Origin of the sequence: Streptomyces sp. VNUA24 (genome assembly GCF_029167005.1) — a bacterium.
Lineage (GTDB): Bacteria > Actinomycetota > Actinomycetes > Streptomycetales > Streptomycetaceae > Streptomyces > Streptomyces scabiei.
In genome coordinates this window covers 7,391,328-7,409,911 of sequence record NZ_CP119143.1, presented here as the reverse complement: position 1 = coordinate 7,409,911, position 18,584 = coordinate 7,391,328, and the positions used below count along the sequence as shown (strand labels likewise).

Annotated in this window: 12 protein-coding genes; 3 read left to right on the top strand and 9 right to left on the bottom strand. The window is 71.6% G+C overall.

Translation table 11 applies throughout. From position 1 onward, the window contains the following. Window positions 1–31: 31 nt before the first annotated feature. Entirely contained in the window at window positions 32–2,641 is a 2,610-nt protein-coding gene (locus PYR72_RS31715) for a SpoIIE family protein phosphatase (RefSeq protein WP_275458444.1), read from the bottom strand. A 128-nt stretch (window positions 2,642–2,769) separates the two neighbouring features. On the opposite strand from PYR72_RS31715, the gene PYR72_RS31710 reads away from it, so the two are divergent. Both PYR72_RS31710 and PYR72_RS31705 read left to right on the top strand, forming a co-directional pair. Continuing rightward, window positions 2,770–6,957: a HAMP domain-containing protein gene (locus PYR72_RS31710; RefSeq protein ID WP_275458443.1), complete on the top strand. Its 4,188-nt coding sequence runs from the start codon at window positions 2,770–2,772 to the stop codon at window positions 6,955–6,957. Next, entirely contained in the window at window positions 6,954–7,526 is a 573-nt protein-coding gene (locus tag PYR72_RS31705; RefSeq protein ID WP_275458442.1) for a response regulator, read from the top strand. The genes PYR72_RS31710 and PYR72_RS31705 overlap by 4 nt, the downstream gene beginning before the upstream one ends. Window positions 7,527–7,594: 68 nt before the next feature. Here PYR72_RS31705 and PYR72_RS31700 read toward each other — a convergent pair whose 3' ends face one another. After that, a complete protein-coding gene (locus tag PYR72_RS31700) occupies window positions 7,595–9,472 on the bottom strand; it encodes a long-chain fatty acid--CoA ligase (RefSeq protein ID WP_275458441.1) in 1,878 nt (625 codons plus the stop codon). A 314-nt stretch (window positions 9,473–9,786) separates the two neighbouring features. After that, the gene (gene lepA / locus PYR72_RS31695) at window positions 9,787–11,655 is read right to left on the bottom strand and encodes a translation elongation factor 4 (protein ID WP_275458440.1); all 1,869 of its coding nucleotides are present in this window, start codon (window positions 11,653–11,655) and stop codon (window positions 9,787–9,789) included. 269 nt (window positions 11,656–11,924) lie between these two features. Between lepA and rpsT the strand changes: the two genes are divergently transcribed. Further along, window positions 11,925–12,191 carry a 30S ribosomal protein S20 gene (gene rpsT / locus PYR72_RS31690; protein WP_037723851.1) on the top strand — a complete coding sequence of 89 codons (267 nt, stop codon included), beginning with the start codon at window positions 11,925–11,927 and terminating at the stop codon, window positions 12,189–12,191. A 366-nt stretch (window positions 12,192–12,557) separates the two neighbouring features. Here the strand turns inward: rpsT and holA are convergent, their stop codons facing one another. The 6 genes from holA to PYR72_RS43000 form a co-directional block, all read right to left on the bottom strand. Beyond that, window positions 12,558–13,544 carry a DNA polymerase III subunit delta gene (holA, locus tag PYR72_RS31685; RefSeq protein WP_275458439.1) on the bottom strand — a complete coding sequence of 329 codons (987 nt, stop codon included), beginning with the start codon at window positions 13,542–13,544 and terminating at the stop codon, window positions 12,558–12,560. 96 nt (window positions 13,545–13,640) lie between these two features. Beyond that, complete coding sequence (locus PYR72_RS31680) at window positions 13,641–13,886, bottom strand: hypothetical protein (RefSeq protein ID WP_013003726.1); 246 nt, start codon at window positions 13,884–13,886, stop codon at window positions 13,641–13,643. 66 nt (window positions 13,887–13,952) lie between these two features. Beyond that, window positions 13,953–14,309: an ankyrin repeat domain-containing protein gene (locus PYR72_RS31675; protein ID WP_275460579.1), complete on the bottom strand. Its 357-nt coding sequence runs from the start codon at window positions 14,307–14,309 to the stop codon at window positions 13,953–13,955. A gap of 4 nt (window positions 14,310–14,313) precedes the next feature. Continuing rightward, window positions 14,314–15,123, bottom strand: coding sequence for an arylamine N-acetyltransferase (locus tag PYR72_RS31670; RefSeq protein ID WP_275458438.1), 810 nt, complete (start codon window positions 15,121–15,123; stop codon window positions 14,314–14,316). 4 nt (window positions 15,124–15,127) lie between these two features. After that, window positions 15,128–17,662: a ComEC/Rec2 family competence protein gene (locus PYR72_RS31665; protein ID WP_275460578.1), complete on the bottom strand. Its 2,535-nt coding sequence runs from the start codon at window positions 17,660–17,662 to the stop codon at window positions 15,128–15,130. Between the two features lie 59 nt (window positions 17,663–17,721). Beyond that, on the bottom strand, window positions 17,722–18,513 hold the full coding sequence (locus tag PYR72_RS43000; RefSeq protein WP_343245565.1) for a ComEA family DNA-binding protein: 792 nt from the start codon (window positions 18,511–18,513) through the stop codon (window positions 17,722–17,724). Between the last annotated feature and the right edge of the window lie 71 nt (window positions 18,514–18,584).

Sequence of the window (18,584 nt, the reverse complement as noted above, 5' to 3'; positions counted from 1 at the left end):
GTGCTCCATTGTCCCGCACCCCCGCGGGTCCTCATTCCGCCCGCAGCACCAGCAGTGCGAGGTCGTCGTCGGGGGGCCGGTCACCGAACTCGTGGACGAGCCGCCGGATGCGTTCGGCGGTGAGTTCGGCGTCGAGCCCGGCGCAGCCGGAGAGCGCGGTGGCGAGGCCGTCCTCGTCGTCGAACATGCGGGGGCCGCTGCGGCGCTCGGTGACCCCGTCGGTCACGCACAGCAGGGTGTCGCCGCGGCGCAGCTCGAAGGTCTCGGAGACGTACGCGGTGTCCTCGATCACCCCGAGCAGCGTCTGCGGCTCGGCCACGGCCCGTACGTCGCCGTCGGGGCCCAGCAGCAGCGGCAGCGGGTGCCCGGCGGAGGCGAGGGTGCAGCGGACGCCGCCGTCGACGGGGACGAGTTCGCCGTAGAGGAGGGACAGGAAGCGGGTCTGCGGGCCGTCGGGGTCGACGAGGCCGGGGTCGCCCGCCGTGACCAGGGCGCGGGCGGCGGCGTCGGCGGCCTCGGTGGCGTCGTCGAGGAGGAGCTGGTTGAGCCGGTCGAGGACGTCCGCGACGCCGTAGCCCTCGCGGGCGAGCAGCCGCAGCCAGGGCCGGGCGAGGCCGATGACGACGGCCGCCTCGGGGCCCTTGCCCTGGACGTCGCCGATCGCGAAGCACCAGCGGCCCCGGCCCGCCGGGAAGAGGTCGTAGAAGTCGCCGCTGGGTCCGCCCTTGTCGCACGGCTCGTAGACGAGCGCGCTGGACACACCGGGGATCTCGGCGACCGCGCCCGGCAGCAGTCCGCGCTGCAGGACACGGCTGATGGTGGCCTGGCGGGCGTACTGGCGGGCCGCGCCGATGGACAGCGCGATCCGCCGGCTGAGGTCCTCGACCAGCCCGGTCACCTCGTCGGGAAACCGCGGCAGCCCGGCCCGCCCGATGACGAGCGTCCCGAGCGGGCGTCCCCCGGCGATCAACCGGTACGCGAGCGCGGCACCGGGTGCGTCGCCTGCGCGAGCCGGGGCTTCGTCTCCTGCGCGAGCCAGGGCTTCGTCTCCTGCCCGGGCTGCGGCTTCGCCTCCTGCGCGCGCTTGAGCTGCGGTTGCGCCGCGCGCTTGAGCTGCGGTTTCGCTTCCGAGCACGGCTTCGTCGCCGGGTGCGGGGGCGTTGCCGCGTGCCGCTCGGGGGTCGGTCCCGGGTTCGGCCCCGGGCCCGGTCACGGCGTTGGACTCGGCTGTGGTCTCGGCTGTGGTCTCGGCTGTGGTCTCGGATGCGGCCCGGGTTTCGGCTCGGGGGTCGGTTTCGGGCCCGGCGGCGGTTCGGGCGTGGACGGCGTCGGCTGCCTCGGCCTCGGGCGCGGCTCCGGTGTCGGCCTCGGCCCCAGCCGTGGCTTCGGCGCAGGTCCCGGCCCGGGTCCCGGCTTCGGCACAGGCCCCTGCCCCTGCCCTTGCCCCTGGTTCGGCTGCGGGTTCGGCCCAGGTGCCGGCTCGGGCCCCGGCCTCGGCCTCCCGCTCCCCCGCCGGCCCGGCCCCGCCCCCGAACGAGCCCCCGTCCTCCGCCGGCCTCGGCCACGGCACAGGTACCGCCCGTGATCTCACCGAGTCGGGCAGTCTCGGGGGGTCCTTCTCCAGGGCCCGGCGGAGTTCCTCGATGCGGTTCTCGCTGCCGTGCCACACACGGGCGAGGCGGGGCGCGGGGCCGAGCGAGCCGTCGCCGCCGCGCCAGCCCAGCCCCTCCTCCTCCAGCCACACCGCGCACCAGTCGGCCAGTCTCGGCACGAGCAGCTGCCCGGCGAGCGCGGCGACGAGGTCCTCGTCCAGCTGTCCGGTGAGCAGGTCGGACGCCTCCGCGAGGAAGGAGAGCGCACCCCGGTTCAGCCACTCCCGGTCGTGCTCCCCGCCGGGCCGGGGCACGGGCGCGACGAGGCCGCCCGGGTCCACGTCCTGTCCGGGGCCCGCCGCACCGGCGTACGCCCGCGCATCCCCGGCGTCGTACCCCTCGGCCCCCTCGGCCCCCTCGGCCGACGAACCGCCCGCATCGCCGCCGTACGGCTCGAACACCCCCTCCACCGCCCCCACCGCCATCGCCCCGTCGACCGACAGCCGGGCCCAGACGGTCTTGGCGCCGGTCCGGTAGGTGATCCCCCAGGCTTCGCAGAGCGCGGCGACCAGGCGCAGGCCACGCCCGTACTCGGCGGCGCCGTAAGGCCGTTCGAGGAGGTACGGCCGCTCGGCGCCCTCGCTGCGTACCTCCCGGGAGGGATGGTGGTCCGAGACCTCCAGGAGCAGCCATCCGGCGGCCGCCGGGGCGTCCCGGCCGAGCCGGCAGACCAGGTCGACATCGGTGCCCGCGTGGACGACCGCGTTGGTGACCAGTTCGCTGACCACCACGAGCGCGTCCTCGACGACACGGGCCGGGAGCGCGGCGGCACCGGGCAGGCCCAGCTCGGCCCACTCCGCGAGCGCGGCGGAGACGAAGCGCCGGGCGGCTCCGGGCGCGAGCGGCCCGCCGGGAAGCGACAGATGCGCCGTCGCACGCCGGTCGAGTCCGGCGTACGCGGGCGCGGCGTGCAGGGACTCGGACCCGACGCGCGCCGGCGCATCAGAAGCGCAGGACACGATGTCCCGTTGCGTCGGAATGGCCCCCACTGAGCGGCTCCCTGAGAAAGTTCGGACGAATAGGCCTCAGGCGGCACGGCCAGAGTGACAGACTGACCACGCCCATAAGCGCCGAGTTACCGAAGTGGGCCACCATGAGCGAGAACAGTGGTACACGGATGTCCGAAAACGGCCGGAAGAACGGTCAAACGGACAGCCAGACGGACAGTCGAACGGACGGACTGATCCGGGCGGCCGATCTCCGCGCGCTGACCGCCGCCATGACCGCCGCGCGCGACGGCAGCTTCACGAAGGTCCCTCAGACGGGCCCCGCACCGGTCGCGGAGCTGTGCGCCCTCTTCAACCAGATCATCGACCGCAGTACCCACTTCGGCTCCGAAGTGCAGCGCGTACGGCGCGAGTTGGTCCGTCACGGCCGCCTCGACGAGCGGCTGTCGGCCAGTCCGGGCCAGGGCGCCTGGGCGACCCGGGTCGACGACGTGAACCAGACGCTGGACGCCCTGGTCGCCCCCGCCGCGAACGCCACGCGCGTGCTGGACGCGGTGGCGGGCGGCGATCTGACCCAGCGCGTCGACCTGCACGACGGCAACCGTCAACTGCGCGGCGATCTGCGGCGGTTGGGCCGCGCCGTGAACAAGATGGTGGACCAGCTGTCGCTGTTCACGGGCGAGGTGACCAGGGTGGCCCGCGAGGTCGGCACGGAGGGGCGTCTCGGCGGCCGGGCCAAGGTCCGTGGCCTGTCCGGGAGTTGGCGGGACGTGACGGAGGCGGTCAACACCATGGCCGCCCGGCTGACCGCGCAGGTGCGGGACATCGCCCTGGTGACCACCTCGGTGGCGCGCGGCGACCTCACCCGGACGGTGACCGTGGAGGCGACCGGTGAACTGCTGGAGCTGAAGCTCACCGTGAACACGATGGTGGACCAGCTGTCCGCCTTCGCCGACGAGGTCACCCGCGTCGCCCGCGAGGTCGGCACCGAGGGCCGGCTGGGTGGCCGGGCCCAGGTCCGGGGCGTCTCCGGGGTCTGGAAGGACCTCACCGACAACGTCAACTTCATGGCGTCCAACCTGACTTCGCAGGTCCGCAACATCGCCCAGGTCACCACCGCCGTCGCCAACGGCGACCTGAGCCAGAAGATCACGGTCGACGCGCAGGGCGAGATCCTGGAACTGAAGTCGACGATCAACACGATGGTGGACCAGCTCTCCGCCTTCGCCGGTGAGGTCACCCGCGTCGCCCGCGAGGTCGGCACCGAGGGAAACCTCGGCGGCCGGGCCCAGGTCCGGGGCGTCTCCGGCGTCTGGAAGGACCTCACCGACAACGTCAACTTCATGGCGGACAACCTGACCTCCCAGGTCAGGAACATCGCCCTCGTCTCCACGGCGGTCGCGCAGGGAGACCTCGGCAAGAAGATCACGGTCGAGGCGAAGGGCGAGATCCTCGAACTCAAGTCGACGATCAACACGATGGTCGACCAGCTCTCCGCCTTCGCCGACGAGGTCACCCGCGTCGCCCGCGAGGTCGGCACCGAGGGAAACCTCGGCGGCCAGGCGCAGGTCAGAGGCGTCTCCGGCGTCTGGAAGGACCTCACCGACAACGTCAACTTCATGGCCCTGAACCTGACCTCGCAGGTCCGCAACATCGCCCAGGTCACCACCGCCGTCGCCATGGGCGACCTCTCCAAGAAGATCACCGTCGACGCCCGCGGCGAGATCCTGGAGCTCAAGGACACCGTCAACACCATGGTGGAGCAGCTGCGGGCCTTCGCCGACGAGGTGACCAGGGTCGCCCGCGAGGTCGGCACCGACGGCGCGCTCGGCGGCCGGGCCCAGGTGCAGGGCGTGTCCGGTGTGTGGCGGGACCTGACCGACAACGTCAACTACATGGCGGACAACCTGACTTCCCAGGTCAGGAACATCGCACAGGTGACCACGGCGGTGGCCAACGGCGACCTGTCCAAGAAGATCGATGTGGACGCCCGCGGCGAGATCCTGGAGCTGAAGACCGCCATCAACACGATGGTCGACACCCTGTCCTCCTTCTCCTCCGAGGTCACCCGCGTCGCCCGCGAGGTCGGCTCCGAGGGCCAGCTCGGCGGCCAGGCCCGGGTCGAGGGCGTGTACGGCACCTGGAAGCGCCTGACGACGAACGTCAACGAACTCGCCCTGAACCTGACCACCCAGGTCCGCGCCATCGCCGAGGTCGCCTCGGCCGTGGCCCAGGGCGACATGTCCCGCTCGATCACCGTGGAGGCGCGCGGCGAGGTCGCCGAGCTGAAGGACAACATCAACCTGATGGTGGCCAACCTCCGCGAGACCACCCGCGCGAAGGACTGGCTGGAGTCCAATCTCGCCCGCCTCGCCGCGCTCATGCAGGGCCACCGCGACCTGATGGAGGTCGCCGACCTGATCCTGCGCGAGCTGACCCCGCTGGTGAACGCCCAGTACGGCGCCTTCTACCTGGCCGACCCCGACGAGGACGGCGCGGCCCCGCTCCCGGTGGCGCCCACCAAGGGCCTCGCGTTCATCGCGGGCTACGGCTCGGCGCAGGGCGCGACCGTGGAGACCGGCGGCCTTCCCGTGCACGGCCTGGTCGCGCAGGCCGCCCGCGAGAAGAAGCGGATCCTGGTGGAGGAGGCCCCACCGGGCTACATCAAGATCAACAGCGGTCTCGGGGAGGCGTCCCCGTCCAGCGTCGTGATCATCCCGATCCTCTTCGAGGACAAGCTCCTCGGCGTGATCGAACTGGCGTCCTTCTCCCGCTTCTCCGACGTCCACCTGGCGTTCTTCGACCAGTTCGTGAACACCATCGGCGTCGCCATCAACACCATCATCGCCAACTCCCGCACCGAGTCCCTGCTCGGCGAGTCCCAGCGCCTGGCCATGCAGCTCCAGGAACGCTCCGACGAACTCCAGGCGCAGCAGGCGGAACTGCGGCGCTCCAACGCCGAACTGGAGGAGAAAGCGGCCCTGCTGGCCACTTCCTCCCAGTACAAGTCGGAGTTCCTGGCGAACATGTCCCACGAGCTGCGCACGCCGCTGAACTCGCTGCTGATCCTGGCCCGGCTGCTCTCCGACAACCCGGACGGCCATCTCACCGACCAGGAGGTGCAGTTCGCGACGACGATCCACCGCTCGGGCTCGGACCTGCTGCAGCTGATCAACGACATCCTCGACCTCTCCAAGATCGAGGCGGGCCGGATGGACGTACGCCCCAAGCGTCTGCCGCTCATCAAGCTCCTGGACTACGTCCACGCCACGTTCCGCCCGCTCACCCTCGACCGCGGCCTGGCCTTCGAGGTCGCGGTCGGCGAGAGCGTGCCGCGCGAGATGTACTCGGACGAGCAGCGCCTCCAGCAGATCCTGCGCAACCTCCTGTCCAACGCGATCAAGTTCACCGCGTCCGGCCGGGTCGAACTGACCGTCGACCGCGTCAAGGACCCTGACCACCGCTTCACCCGCGAGCACCACGACGAGGTCATCGCCTTCGCGGTCTCCGACACCGGGATCGGCATCGCGGCCGAGAAACTCCCGGTGATCTTCGAGGCGTTCCAGCAGGCCGACGGCACCACCAACCGCAAGTACGGCGGCACGGGCCTCGGTCTGTCCATCAGCCGGGAGATCGCCGGTCTGCTGGGCGGCCGCATCATCGCCGAGAGCGTCCCCGGCAAGGGCTCCACCTTCACCCTGTACGTCCCCGTCTTCAGCCCCGGCCACGGGGTGACGGGCCCCGCCGACGAGGATCCCGGCAGCCTCGTACCCGAGCAGCTGACCACCGAGCCGTACCTCGCCGCGCACGACGGCGGCGCACACGACGGCGTCCACGACGACGCGCACGACGACGACACCTGGCCGGCCCCCACCAAGCTGGAGGCGTGGAGGGCGGGCCGCGCCGGCCAGGTCCTGCCCGGCCGCCGGGTGCTGATCGTCGACGACGACATCCGCAACGTCTTCGCGCTCACCCACGTCCTGGGCCGCGTCGGCATGCCCGTCCTGTACGCGGAGAACGGCCGCGAGGGCATCGAGACCCTGGAGCGCAACCCGGACGTCGAACTCGTCCTGATGGACATCATGATGCCGGAGATGGACGGCTACGAGACGATCTCCGCCATCCGCCGCACCCCCCGCTGGGCGGGCCTGCCCATCGTCGCCCTCACCGCCAAGGCCATGCCCGGCGACCGCGACAAGTCCATCGCCCGCGGCGCCAACGACTACGTCCCCAAGCCCGTGGACGTCGACCAGCTGCTCACGGTCGTCTGCGCGGTCCTGGACCCGGAGGGCACCCGCGAACCGGCGGACCCGGCACCCGGGCCGCGCACCGACGAGAACGAGGCACCCTCACCATGACCACTCGGGACCGGACCGACGGACGCGCGGGCATCCTCCTCGTCGACGACATGGAGGACAACCTGGTCGCCCTGGAGGCCGTCCTGGCATCCCTCGACGAGCCGCTGACACGCGCCCGTTCGGGCGAGGAGGCCATGAAGGCCCTCCTGCGGCAGCGCTTCGCCGTCGTCCTCCTCGACGTCCGGATGCCGGGCATGGACGGCTTCGAGACCGCCGCCCACATCAAACGCCTCGACCAGACCAAGGACGTCCCGATCATCTTCCTCACCGGTACGGACGCCGACGCCGGCTACGCCTTCCGCGGCTACGCCACGGGCGCGGCGGACTACGTCACCAAGCCCTTCGACCCCTGGGTGTTACGGGCGAAGGTGAGCGTCTTCCTGGAACTGCACCGCAAGACCCGCCGGCTGGAGACCCTGCTGACGAGCCGGCGGGAGCACGCGGACCAGGTCGACGCCCGGCTGGCGGCCCTGGAGAAACAGCTGACCCAGCCGGCCCCGGACCTCCCGGAGGTCCTCATACAGCTGCGGGACCTCCGCGCCCTGGTGACGAGGGACCGCGGCGACTGAAACCGAAGGGCTGAAACCGAAGGGGGCGGGGCCGCATCCGTACGCGGCCCCGCCCCCTTCACACCGTGCTACGCCTCGCGCGCACCGGCGTACATCTCCTCGATGAGGTGCGTGTACTCCTTCTCCACCACCGGCCGCTTCAGCTTCAGACTCGGCGTCAGCTCACCGTGCTCGACGTCGAGATCCCGCGGCAGCAGCCGGAACTTCTTGATCGTCTGCCACCGCTGCAGCCCCTCGTTCAGCTGCGTGACATGCCCCTCGATCATCTCCACCGTCGCCGGTGCCGAGATGACCTCCTCGTAGGACTTCCCCGCCAGCCCGTTCTCCGCGGCCCACGCCTGGATGGCCAGTTCGTCGAGTGCGATGAGCGCGGTGCAGAAGTTACGGTCGGCGCCGATCACCATCACGTTGGACGTGAACGGGCACAGCGCCTTGAACTGCCCCTCGATCTCGGTCGGCGCGATGTACTTGCCGCCGGACGTCTTGAACAGGTCCTTCTTCCGGTCGGTGATCCGCAGGTACCCGTCGGGCGACAGCTCCCCGATGTCACCGGTGTGGAACCACCCGTCGGCCTCCAGGACCTCCGCGGTCTGGTCCGGCAGCCCGTGGTAGCCCTCCATGATGCCGGGGCCGCGCAGCAGGATCTCGCCGTCGTCCGCGATGCGCACCTCCGTGCCGGGCAGCGGCTTGCCCACCGTGCCCGTACGGAAGGCCTCGCCCGGGTTGAGGAAGGACGCGGCGGAGGACTCGGTCAGGCCGTAGCCCTCCAGGATCGGGATGCCCGCGCCGGCGAAGAAGAAGCCGATCTCGGGCGCCAGCGCCACCGAACCGGAGACACAGGCCCGCAGCCGCCCGCCGAACGCCTCACGCAGCTTCTTGTAGACCAGCGCGTCGGCGACCTTGTGCTTGGCCTCCAGCCCGAACGGGACGGACGCGGTGCCGGTGCGCCGGAAGTTGTCCTGGCTGACCTTGGCGTACTCGCGGGCGACCCCGGCCGCCCACTGGAAGATCTTGTACTTGGCCGGGCCGCCCGCGCGCGCCTTGCCGACGACACCGTTGTAGACCTTCTCGAAGATGCGCGGCACCGCGGCCATGTACGTCGGCTGCACGACCGGCAGATTCTCGATGATCTTGTCGACCCGGCCGTCGACGGCCGTGATGTGCCCGACCTCGATGTGCCCGGCGAGGAGCACCTTGCCCATCACGTGCGCCAGCGGCAGCCACAGGTACTGCACGTCCGCCGGCTCCAGCAGACCGGTCGCGCCGATCGCCTTCGCCATGTACGCCCAGTTGTCGTGCGGCAGACGCACGCCCTTGGGACGGCCCGTGGTGCCCGAGGTGTAGATGAGGGTGGCGAGCTGGTCCTTGGTGATCGCGCCGACCTTGTCCTTGATCAGGTCGGGGTTCTTCTCCAGGTGGGCGGTGCCGCGCTTCTCCAGGTCGGCGAGGGAGAGCACCCAGTCCTCGGAGAGGTCCGCGCCCTCGGGGTCGATGACGACGACATGGGTCAGCTCGGGCAGCTCGGCCTTCTTCTCCCGGGCCTTGGCGAGCTGCGCGGCGTTCTCGGCGATGAGGATCCGGCTGCCGGAGTCGGACAGGATGTACGCCGATTCCTCGGCGTTCGTCTGCGGGTAGACCGTGGTGTTGGCCGCGCCCGCGCACATGATGCCGAGGTCGCAGAGGATCCACTCGATCCTGGTGGCCGAGGACAGGGCGATCCGCTGCTCCGGCTGGACGCCCAGCTCGACGAGTCCGGCCGCGATGGCGCTGACCCGTTCGGCCGCCTGGGTCCAGTTCAGCGACTTCCAGTCCGAGGGGCCCTCGCCGGAGGCCGGCGGCACGGGGTACCGGAAGGCCTCGGCGTCCGGTGTGGCCGCCACGCGCTCCAGGAAGAGGGCCGCCATGGACGGCGGGCGGTTCTCGATCAGGGTCTGTGTGTCGCTCACGACATCCTCCGGGGCACGCGACAGCGCGGCTGGCTCATGGACTGTGTGCTCAGGACTGCGCGGCTGGCTCAAAGCGGCTGTTGTTTAACTCGCGAGTAACCATCGAGTGGTGATCAGGGTAGAGCGCGACCGGCCGGTTCGTAAGGGGCGGCGGGCAGTCACTTTCCACCGGGAACGACCCTACGAACACGCACCGGCGTCTCCCCGACGACCTGCGGGCCCGTCACGCCGAAACGCGACGGGCCCGCATCATGCCCGAGTTTCCGGGGGTAACGGCGGCCGCCCCGCGGTCCGCCGCCCCCGCCGTCCGGTGGCTACTTCTTGCCCTTGCCGCCACCGGCGTTGTCGTCACTCGACAGAACGGCGATGAACGCCTCCTGCGGAACCTCCACGGAGCCCACCATCTTCATCCGCTTCTTGCCCTCCTTCTGCTTCTCCAGCAGCTTCCGCTTCCGGGAGATGTCACCGCCGTAGCACTTGGCGAGGACGTCCTTGCGGATGGCGCGGATGGTCTCGCGGGCGATGACACGGGACCCGATCGCGGCCTGGATGGGCACCTCGAACGCCTGCCGCGGGATCAGCTCGCGCAGCTTGGCGACGAGCCGCACCCCGTAGGCGTACGCGGCGTCCTTGTGGGTGACGGCCGAGAAGGCGTCCACCTTGTCGCCGTGCAGCAGGATGTCGACCTTCACCAGGCTGGAGCTCTGCTCACCGGTGGGCTCGTAGTCCAGGGAGGCGTAACCGCGCGTCTTCGACTTCAGCTGGTCGAAGAAGTCGAAGACGATCTCCGCGAGCGGGAGGGTGTAGCGGATCTCGACCCGGTCCTCGGAGAGGTAGTCCATGCCGAGCAGGGTGCCGCGCCGCGTCTGGCACAGCTCCATGATCGACCCGATGAACTCCGAGGGCGCGAGGATCGTGGCGCGTACGACGGGCTCGTACACGGAGTCGATCTTGCCCTCGGGGAACTCGCTCGGGTTCGTCACCGAGTGCTCGGCGCCGTCCTCCATGACCACGCGGTAGACCACGTTCGGCGCGGTCGCGATCAGGTCGAGCCCGAACTCGCGCTCCAGCCGCTCACGGATCACGTCGAGGTGCAGCAGCCCCAGGAAACCGACGCGGAAACCGAAACCGAGCGCCGCGGAGGTCTCCGGCTCGTACACCAGCGCGGCATCGTTGAGCTGGAGCTTGTCGAGGGCGTCGCGCAGCTCCGGATAGTCGGAGCCGTCCAGCGGATACAGACCCGAGAAGACCATCGGCTTCGGGTCCTTGTAGCCGCCGAGCGCCTCGGTGGCGCCCTTGTGCAGGGTGGTGATCGTGTCACCGACCTTGGACTGGCGGACGTCCTTCACACCGGTGATCAGATAGCCGACCTCGCCGACGCCGAGGCCGTCGGCCGCCTTCATCTCGGGGGCCGAGACACCGATCTCCAGCAGCTCGTGAGTGGCGCCGGTGGACATCATGCGGATCCGCTCACGCTTGTTGAGCTGCCCGTCGATGACACGCACGTACGTCACGACACCCCGGTAGGAGTCGTACACCGAGTCGAAGATCATCGCGCGCGCGGGCGCGTCCTGGACACCGACCGGGGCGGGAACGTCCGCGACGACCCGGTCCAGCAGCGCCTCGACACCCAGACCCGTCTTCGCGGAGACCTTGAGCACGTCCTCCGGGTCACAGCCGATGAGGTTGGCGAGCTCCTCGCTGAACTTCTCCGGCTGCGCGGCCGGCAGGTCGATCTTGTTCAGTACGGGGATGATCTTGAGGTCGTTCTCCATCGCCAGGTAGAGGTTGGCGAGGGTCTGGGCCTCGATGCCCTGGGCCGCGTCGACGAGGAGCACCGTCCCCTCACAGGCCGCCAGCGACCGCGACACCTCGTACGTGAAGTCGACGTGCCCAGGGGTGTCGATCATGTTCAGGATGTGCGTGTTGCCCGGATCGTCGGTCGGCGCCCAGGGCAGACGGACCGCCTGGGACTTGATCGTGATGCCGCGCTCACGCTCGATGTCCATGCGGTCGAGGTACTGAGCACGCATCTGCCGCTGCTCGACCACACCGGTCAGCTGGAGCATCCGGTCGGCGAGCGTGGACTTGCCGTGGTCGATGTGCGCGATGATGCAGAAGTTGCGGATCAGAGCCGGGTCGGTACGGCTCGGCTCGGGCACATGGCTAGGGATCGCGGGCACGCAGGGTCCTGATTCTTGAGGTGTCCGCAGCCGTCTGCGGTCTCGGGTCGGATCTGGCGGGTCTGGTACGTAGGCACCATGGTCCCACGGGCGGAGAACTGCGACCGGTTTGGGCCGACCCGTGGGCTGCTGGTAGCGTGGGCGGCTGTGTCTCATGCCCTCTCAGCAGGAGACACATCCCAAGGAAATCAAACGGTGTCCGAGGCATGTGCGGCGTGTCCTGCACGACCTCCATGGTCTCGTACACCTGTAGCTGAAAAGGCTCATTCGTGGCGAACATCAAGTCCCAGATCAAGCGGAACAAGACCAACGAGAAGGCGCGCCTTCGCAACAAGGCCGTCAAGTCGTCGCTCAAGACCGCGATCCGCAAGGCCCGTGAGGCCGCTGCCGCGGGTGACACCGTGAAGGCCACCGAGTACCAGCGCGCTGCCGCGCGTCAGCTCGACAAGGCCGTCTCGAAGGGCGTCATCCACAAGAACCAGGCCGCCAACAAGAAGTCGGCGCTTGCTTCCAAGGTCGCTTCCCTCCAGGGCTGAGCTTCACCTTTGATCTGACCGCCGGCTGGACCCAGAGCGGGCCCTCTCTCATCCGCTCCCACCCGGCACCCCGGACCCGTACGCGGCCTGCGTTCGCCACGCGGGTACAGGTCCACCTTCTTGAACCGAGGCCCCGCCTCCACCCCTTCCCCGGGGTGGGGGACGGGGCTTTCGGCACGGGAGCAGACCACCACCTGGGCCTACCAGAGGCTGGGGCCCGGTGTCTTTCAGGGGCGCGGGGAACTGCGCGACAAGCCCCAACGCTCCCGCACGTACGAACTCACCGCACCCCCATCCCCCTCCTGGGGTCGAAGGGGCAGCGCCCCTGGAGGATGGGACGGGCAGGGGCGGCGGGGGCGAGAAAACTCAGCCCCGCCGAGACCGAGCCGCCCGCGCGATCACCACAACCGCCTTCTCCAACGCGTACTCGGGATCATCTCCCCCACCCTTGACCCCCGCATCCGCCTCGGCCACGGCCCGCAACGCCACAGCCACCCCGTCCGGCGTCCACCCCCGCATCTGCTGCCGCACCCGGTCGATCTTCCACGGCGGCATCCCCAACTCCCGCGCGAGATCCCCCGGCCGCCCACCCCGCGCCGACGACAGCTTCCCGATCGCCCGCACGCCCTGGGCCAGCGCGCTGGTGATCAGCACCGGCGCCACCCCGGTCGCCAACGACCACCGCAGCGCCTCCAGCGCCTCCGCCGCCCGCCCCTCCACGGCCCGGTCGGCCACCTCGAAGCTCGACGCCTCGGCCCGGCCCGTGTAGTACCGCCCGACCACGGCCTCGTCGATCGTCCCCTCGACATCCGCGACCAGCTGCGACGCCGCGGCCGCCAGCTCCCGCAGATCACTCCCGATCGCGTCGACCAGCGCCTGGCACGCCTCGGGCGTCGCCGACCGGCCGAGCGTCCGGAACTCTCCCCGCACGAACGCCAGCCGATCCCCCGGCTTGGTCATCTTGGGGCACGCCACCTCCCGCGCCCCCGCCTTGCGCGCGGCGTCCAGCAGCGCCTTCCCCTTGGCCCCGCCCGCGTGCGACAGCACCAGGGTGATCTCCTCGGCGGGGGCCCCGAGATACGCCTTCACGTCCTTGACGGTGTCGGCCGACAGATCCTGCGCGTTCCGCACGACCACGACCTTCCGCTCCGCGAAGAGCGACGGACTCGTCAGCTCGGCGAGCGTGCCGGGCTGCAACTGGTCCGAGGACAGATCCCGTACGTCCGTGTCCGCGTCGGCGGCCCGCGCGGCGGCCACCACCACCTGCACGGCACGGTCGAGCAGCAGCTCCTCCTGCCCCACGGCAAGCGTCACGGGGGCGAGAGGATCGTCTTGGGCAGTCTTCTTGGCCATCCCGGACAGCATCCCACGCCCCACTGACAACCCGACCGCGTACGGTCCGCTCCCCCAGGGGGTGCGGGGACACCCGCGAGCACCCCCGGCGGAGCACTACGGCTCCTCCCGCCACCCCTCCCACTCCCCCGCGAACTCGTCCAACGCCACCGGATCGAGCCGCCCCCGCTCGTCCCGCAGCACCAACAGCCACTGCGCGTCCTCGGCGTCGTCCTCCCCCGCCAGCGCGTCCCGCACCAGCTGCGGCTCCTCGTCCAGCCCGAACCTCGCCCCGAGCGCCTCCGCCGCCTCCTCGGCCGCATCACGATCAGGCAGCACCAGCACATGTCTCACATCACTCACAGCCCCTATTCTCCGCCGCCCTTCTCCACGCTCCTCGGGGGCCTCCCCTCCGCCGGGAAAGCTTCTTCACGAGGATCGCCCGCGCCCTCCACCGTTATCGGCGGCTCGTCTGCTGATGTGGGCCTGCAGCAGTTTCGCGGCCGGACCGTGGCCGTAGTGGCGGGCCATGTCCATGGGTGTGCGGCCGTCCGGGTCTGCAAGCTCCGGATCAGCCCCGAAGGCCAGCAACACGGCCGTGGTACGCACCGTCAACGGCTGCCCGCTCTGCAGGGAGCCATCGCCCTCGGCGTCGATCGCGTGCGTCAGCAACGTCATGTTGCTGAAGACCTCGTCGGGATCGGAACCAGCGGCCAGCAACCGGGCCAGGGCCTCAGCATCCTCCTGCTCGACCGCTTGATGCGCGGGTGTCCAGTGGTCGCTCACCACGTCATTCAACCGCCCCCACCTCCGGCACCCGTCCCAACTCGATCCCGAAGCTCTCCCGGTACACCGCCAGCACCTCCGCGTCCGTCGTCGGCTCGGTCACCTCGCGGGCGCCCTTCGGCGAGGTGACCGTGAGGGTGCGGCCGCTGAGGGTGAGGCGGCCGCCGTCCTCGGTGACGCGGGAGCAGACCAGGGACCGGGTGAAGTGGGACTCCGGTGACGTGCTGTGCCACCAGGCCCCGGCCACGAAGTCCCCGAGCACGCGCGGCCTCACCTCCAGCCGGTACTGCGGCTTGCCGTCCCGGAACACATCCAGGTCCCCGAACTCACGCCCTCCGCCCTCCCGGTCCGCCTCGGCCACCCTGAACGTGCCCCCCGGGTCCGGCTGCTCCTCCCGGTTCCCGAACTCCAGCGGACGCTGGCTGTTCGCCCCGAACCCGACGTCGACCAGCCGGTCACCCCCGTCCACCGTCCGCACGCGCAGCGCCAGATGGTCGTACGGGATACCGAGCCGCTCCTGCTCGCCGTACACCCGCGCCGCGAGCAGCGTCACGTCGAACCCGAGTGCCGTGAGCAACGCCCCGAACAATCCGTTGAGTTCGAAGCAGAAGCCACCCCTGCGGCGCCCCACGATCTTGTCCAGCAGTTGCTTCTCCTCCAGGACGATCTCCTCGCCCAGGTGGATCGACAGGTTCTCGAACGGCACCGCCCGCAGATGGCGCAGCTGCAGTTCACGCAGCGCGTCGACCGTGGGCCGGGCCGGCTGCTCGGCTCCGAGGCGGCGAAGGTAGGCGTCAAGCTCTGCGGTGTCCATGACGTCAGTCTCTCGCCACGAGCAGCTCCTTCGCCGTCCCCGCGACAGCGATCGCGCCGTCCTCGTCCGTCCGCAGCACCGTGGCACCCCCGGCCCGCAGCGCGGCGACCGTACCGGGCGCCGGGTGCCCGTACGGGTTGTCCGCGCCCACCGAGATGAGGGCCAGCCGTGGAGCCATGGCACGTATCAGCCCCGGATCCTGGTAGGCCGACCCGTGATGGGCGACCTTCAGCACGTCCACGGCTCCCAGGGCCGCGGCCTCGGGGGAGCGTGCGAGCTCCCGCTGGCCCGGTGGCTCCAGGTCGCCCAGGAGCAGCAGGGTCAGCCCGGCCGTGCGGACCAGCATGGTCACGCTGGCGTCGTTCGGGCCGTCGGGCGTGGGGGCGTCGCCCGGTGGCCACAACACCCGCCAGGTGAGGCTTCCCGTGCGCCGCTCCTCACCGGCCACGGCCCTCGTCAGCGGGATACGGCGGGCCGCGGCCTGCTCGCGGACGAACGCGGCCTGTTCCGCGGGCTCCTCGAACCCGGTGGCCGCGATCGCCCCCACCGCGCGCCCTCGCAGCACCCCCGGCAGCCCCGTCACGTGGTCCGCGTGGAAGTGGGTGAGGACCACGAGCGGGATCTCGGTGATGCCCAGTGCCGTGAGGCAGCGGTCGGCCAGCACCGGATCGGGGCCGACGTCCACGACCACTCCGGCGCCCTCGCCCGCCGCCAGGACGGTCGCGTCCCCCTGTCCCACGTCGCACATCACCAGGCGCCAGCCCGGTGGCGGCCACCCGGTGATCACTCTGGTCAGCGGCGGTGGCTGCACCACGACCAGCAGGAACGCCACCAGACAGGCCCCCGCCAGATACGGATGGCTGACGATCCGCCGCCCGACGAGGACGACGACCACGGTGACCAGGGCGAGGAGCGACGCACCGGCCCAGCTGCCCGGCCAGTCCACTCCCGCGCCGGGCAGCGACGCCCCGGTGCGGGCGATGTCCGCGATCCAGCCGGCGGGCCAACTCGCGCACCAGGCAAGGCGTTCGGCGACCGGCATCGCCACCGGGGCCGTCGCCAGTGTGGCGAAACCCAGCACCGTGGCCGGGGCCACCGCGAACTCCGCCAGCAGATTGCACGGCACCGCCACCAGGCTCACCTTCGCCGACAGCACGGCGACGACCGGCGCGCACACCGCCTGTGCGGCCCCCGCCGCGGCCAGCGCTTCGGCCGGACGCGGTGGCACCCGGCGCCGCTGGAGCGCGGCACTCCAGCGCGGGGCGAGGGTGAGCAGTGCTCCGGTGGCGAGGACGGACAGGAGGAAGCCGTAGCTGCGGGCCAGCCAGGGGTCGTACAGCACCAGCAGCAGGACCGCTGTCGCCAGTGCGGGGACGAGGGACCTGCGGCGTCCCGTGACGATGGCCAGCAGTGCGAGGGAGCCGCAGGCGGCGGCCCGCACCACGCTCGGCTCGGGCCGGCACACGATCACGAATCCCAGGCTCAGCACACCGCCCGCCAGCGCGGTGGCCCGCAGCGGGATGCCGAGCCGGGGCGCGAGTCCCCGTCGCTCGGCCCGCTGTGCCAGCCCCGGCGGCCCGATGAACAGGGCCAGGAGGATGGTGAAGTTGGCTCCGCTGACGGCCAGGAGGTGGGTGAGGTCGGTGGCCCTGAACGCCTCGTCCAGCTCGGCCGGGACCCGCGAGGTGTCGCCGACGACGAAGCCGGGCAGCAGCGCCCGCGCGTCGGGGTCCAGTCCGTCGGTCGCCTCCCGCAGTCCGGCGCGCAGTCGTCCCGCGAGCCGCTGCACCCTGCTCGGTTCCTGCACCACCGCCGGCGCCCCGGCGCCCCGCACCCGCAGCACGGCCGCCACCCGGTCTCCCCCGGTCGTGGCGGGCCCGGCGTGCGCGTCCACCCGCACGCGGGCGGACGGCAGAAGCGACAGCCATGCCGCCCGGCTCTGCCGGTCGTCCGCGTCGACCAGGACCAGCACCGGTGTGCGTGTCGTCACGACCGTCCCGTCCGGGCCGCGCACCCGTCGTACCTCGGCCTGGAGAAGCACGGCGGACGGGGCCGCGTGGTTGCCGTGGATGCGGGGGCGGGTGAGCCGTGGGTCGGATGTCAGCTCGACCTCCGCGGTCACCCGGGCGTACCGCTCGGCCAGGGCGGGGACGGGTCCCCGCCGCAGATCCGCCCCGTGCAGCCCGGCGGAGGCGGCGGCCGCTCCGGCACACAGCAGCACGGCGGCGAGGGACACCTTCGTCCGAGCCCCGGCGTCTCTCCCCTGCGGTTCCCTGCTCCTCTCACGCCCCGGCTCCGGCCCCCGCCCTGATACCGGCCCCGACCTCGGCCCCAACCCCGACCCCGGCCGAGGGACCAGCAGGGCCGAGCCCAGCATCAGGCAGGCCACGACCACTCCCGTGGTCCACCCGAGCGAGGCGTGCACCATGAGTGCCGCCGTCCCCCACGCGGCCAGCGCCGGTGGCACGAGACGCAGATCCGTGGGGCCCTCCTGTCTGGGGTGGGCGTCGCCGAGCCGGGTGCCGGAGGCCGCGTGCACGGCGGGCCGGGGCGGAACGACCACCGCTGAGGCCGCCGCCGTGGCCCTCTCCCCCGTGCTCATGGCTGGACGAGGTCGCGCAGGTCGGCGAAGCGGCGGTCGCCGATGCCGTTCACCTCGCGCAGTTCGTCGACCGAGCGGAAGCCGCCGTGCCGGGTGCGGTGGTCGATGATGTGCTGGGCGAGGACGGGGCCGACGCCCGGCAGGGTGTCCAGCTGGTCGGCGGTGGCCGTGTTGAGGGAGACGGGGGTCGCGGGTGCGGTCCCACCGACGGCCGCACCCGCCCCGGCCGTCACGCCGGGCCCGTTCGGCGGTGCCGGACGTCCGACCAGGATCTGTTCGCCGTCCACGAGGATGCGGGCGCGATTGAGCCCGTCGGTGTTCGCGCCCGGTCGGACCCCGCCCGCGGCCCGCAGCGCGTCGGCGACCCGGGAGCCGGCCGGCAGTCGTCGGACGCCCGGCCTGCGCACCTTCCCGCCCACGTCCACCACGACCGACGGCCCGGTCGAGGCGACCGCTCCGGCCGGGTCGCCCGGCGCGGCCGCCGCCCGGCCTCTCCCGGGCTCGCCGAACGAGGCCGCCGAACCTCCCGAAGCGTCCGGGGCCCCGGCCCGTACCACCTCGGGTGCGCTCACGGACTGGGTCCGGCCCGCCCAGAAGTGCTGTGCCGCGAACACCGCCGCGACGAGCAGCACCACGCTCAGCGCGACGACGCTCTTCCGTTCGGTGGCGCACCGCGCCTGCAGCCAGAGCGGCAGCCGCTCCCGCAGGGCAGGCCCCATCCGCTCCCGCCACGCGCCTGCCGTCTCGCGCCCGCCGACACCCCCGCCGCCGGCGTCACGGCCGGACACGGACCTGCTGGTGGCGGCAGCCGTGTCGACGGCAGACACCTCGTCGATGCCCGCGGCCCTGTCGACGGCAG

Excerpts from the sequence above, each read along its gene's own strand:
- PYR72_RS31705 (WP_275458442.1), top strand. The coding sequence starts at position 6,954 with ATGACCACTCGGGACCGGACCGACGGACGCGCGGGCATCCTCCTCGTC.
- holA (WP_275458439.1), bottom strand. The coding sequence starts at position 13,544 with ATGGCCAAGAAGACTGCCCAAGACGATCCTCTCGCCCCCGTGACGCTT.
- PYR72_RS31670 (WP_275458438.1), bottom strand. The coding sequence starts at position 15,123 with ATGGACACCGCAGAGCTTGACGCCTACCTTCGCCGCCTCGGAGCCGAG.
- PYR72_RS31710 (WP_275458443.1), top strand. The coding sequence starts at position 2,770 with ATGTCCGAAAACGGCCGGAAGAACGGTCAAACGGACAGCCAGACGGAC.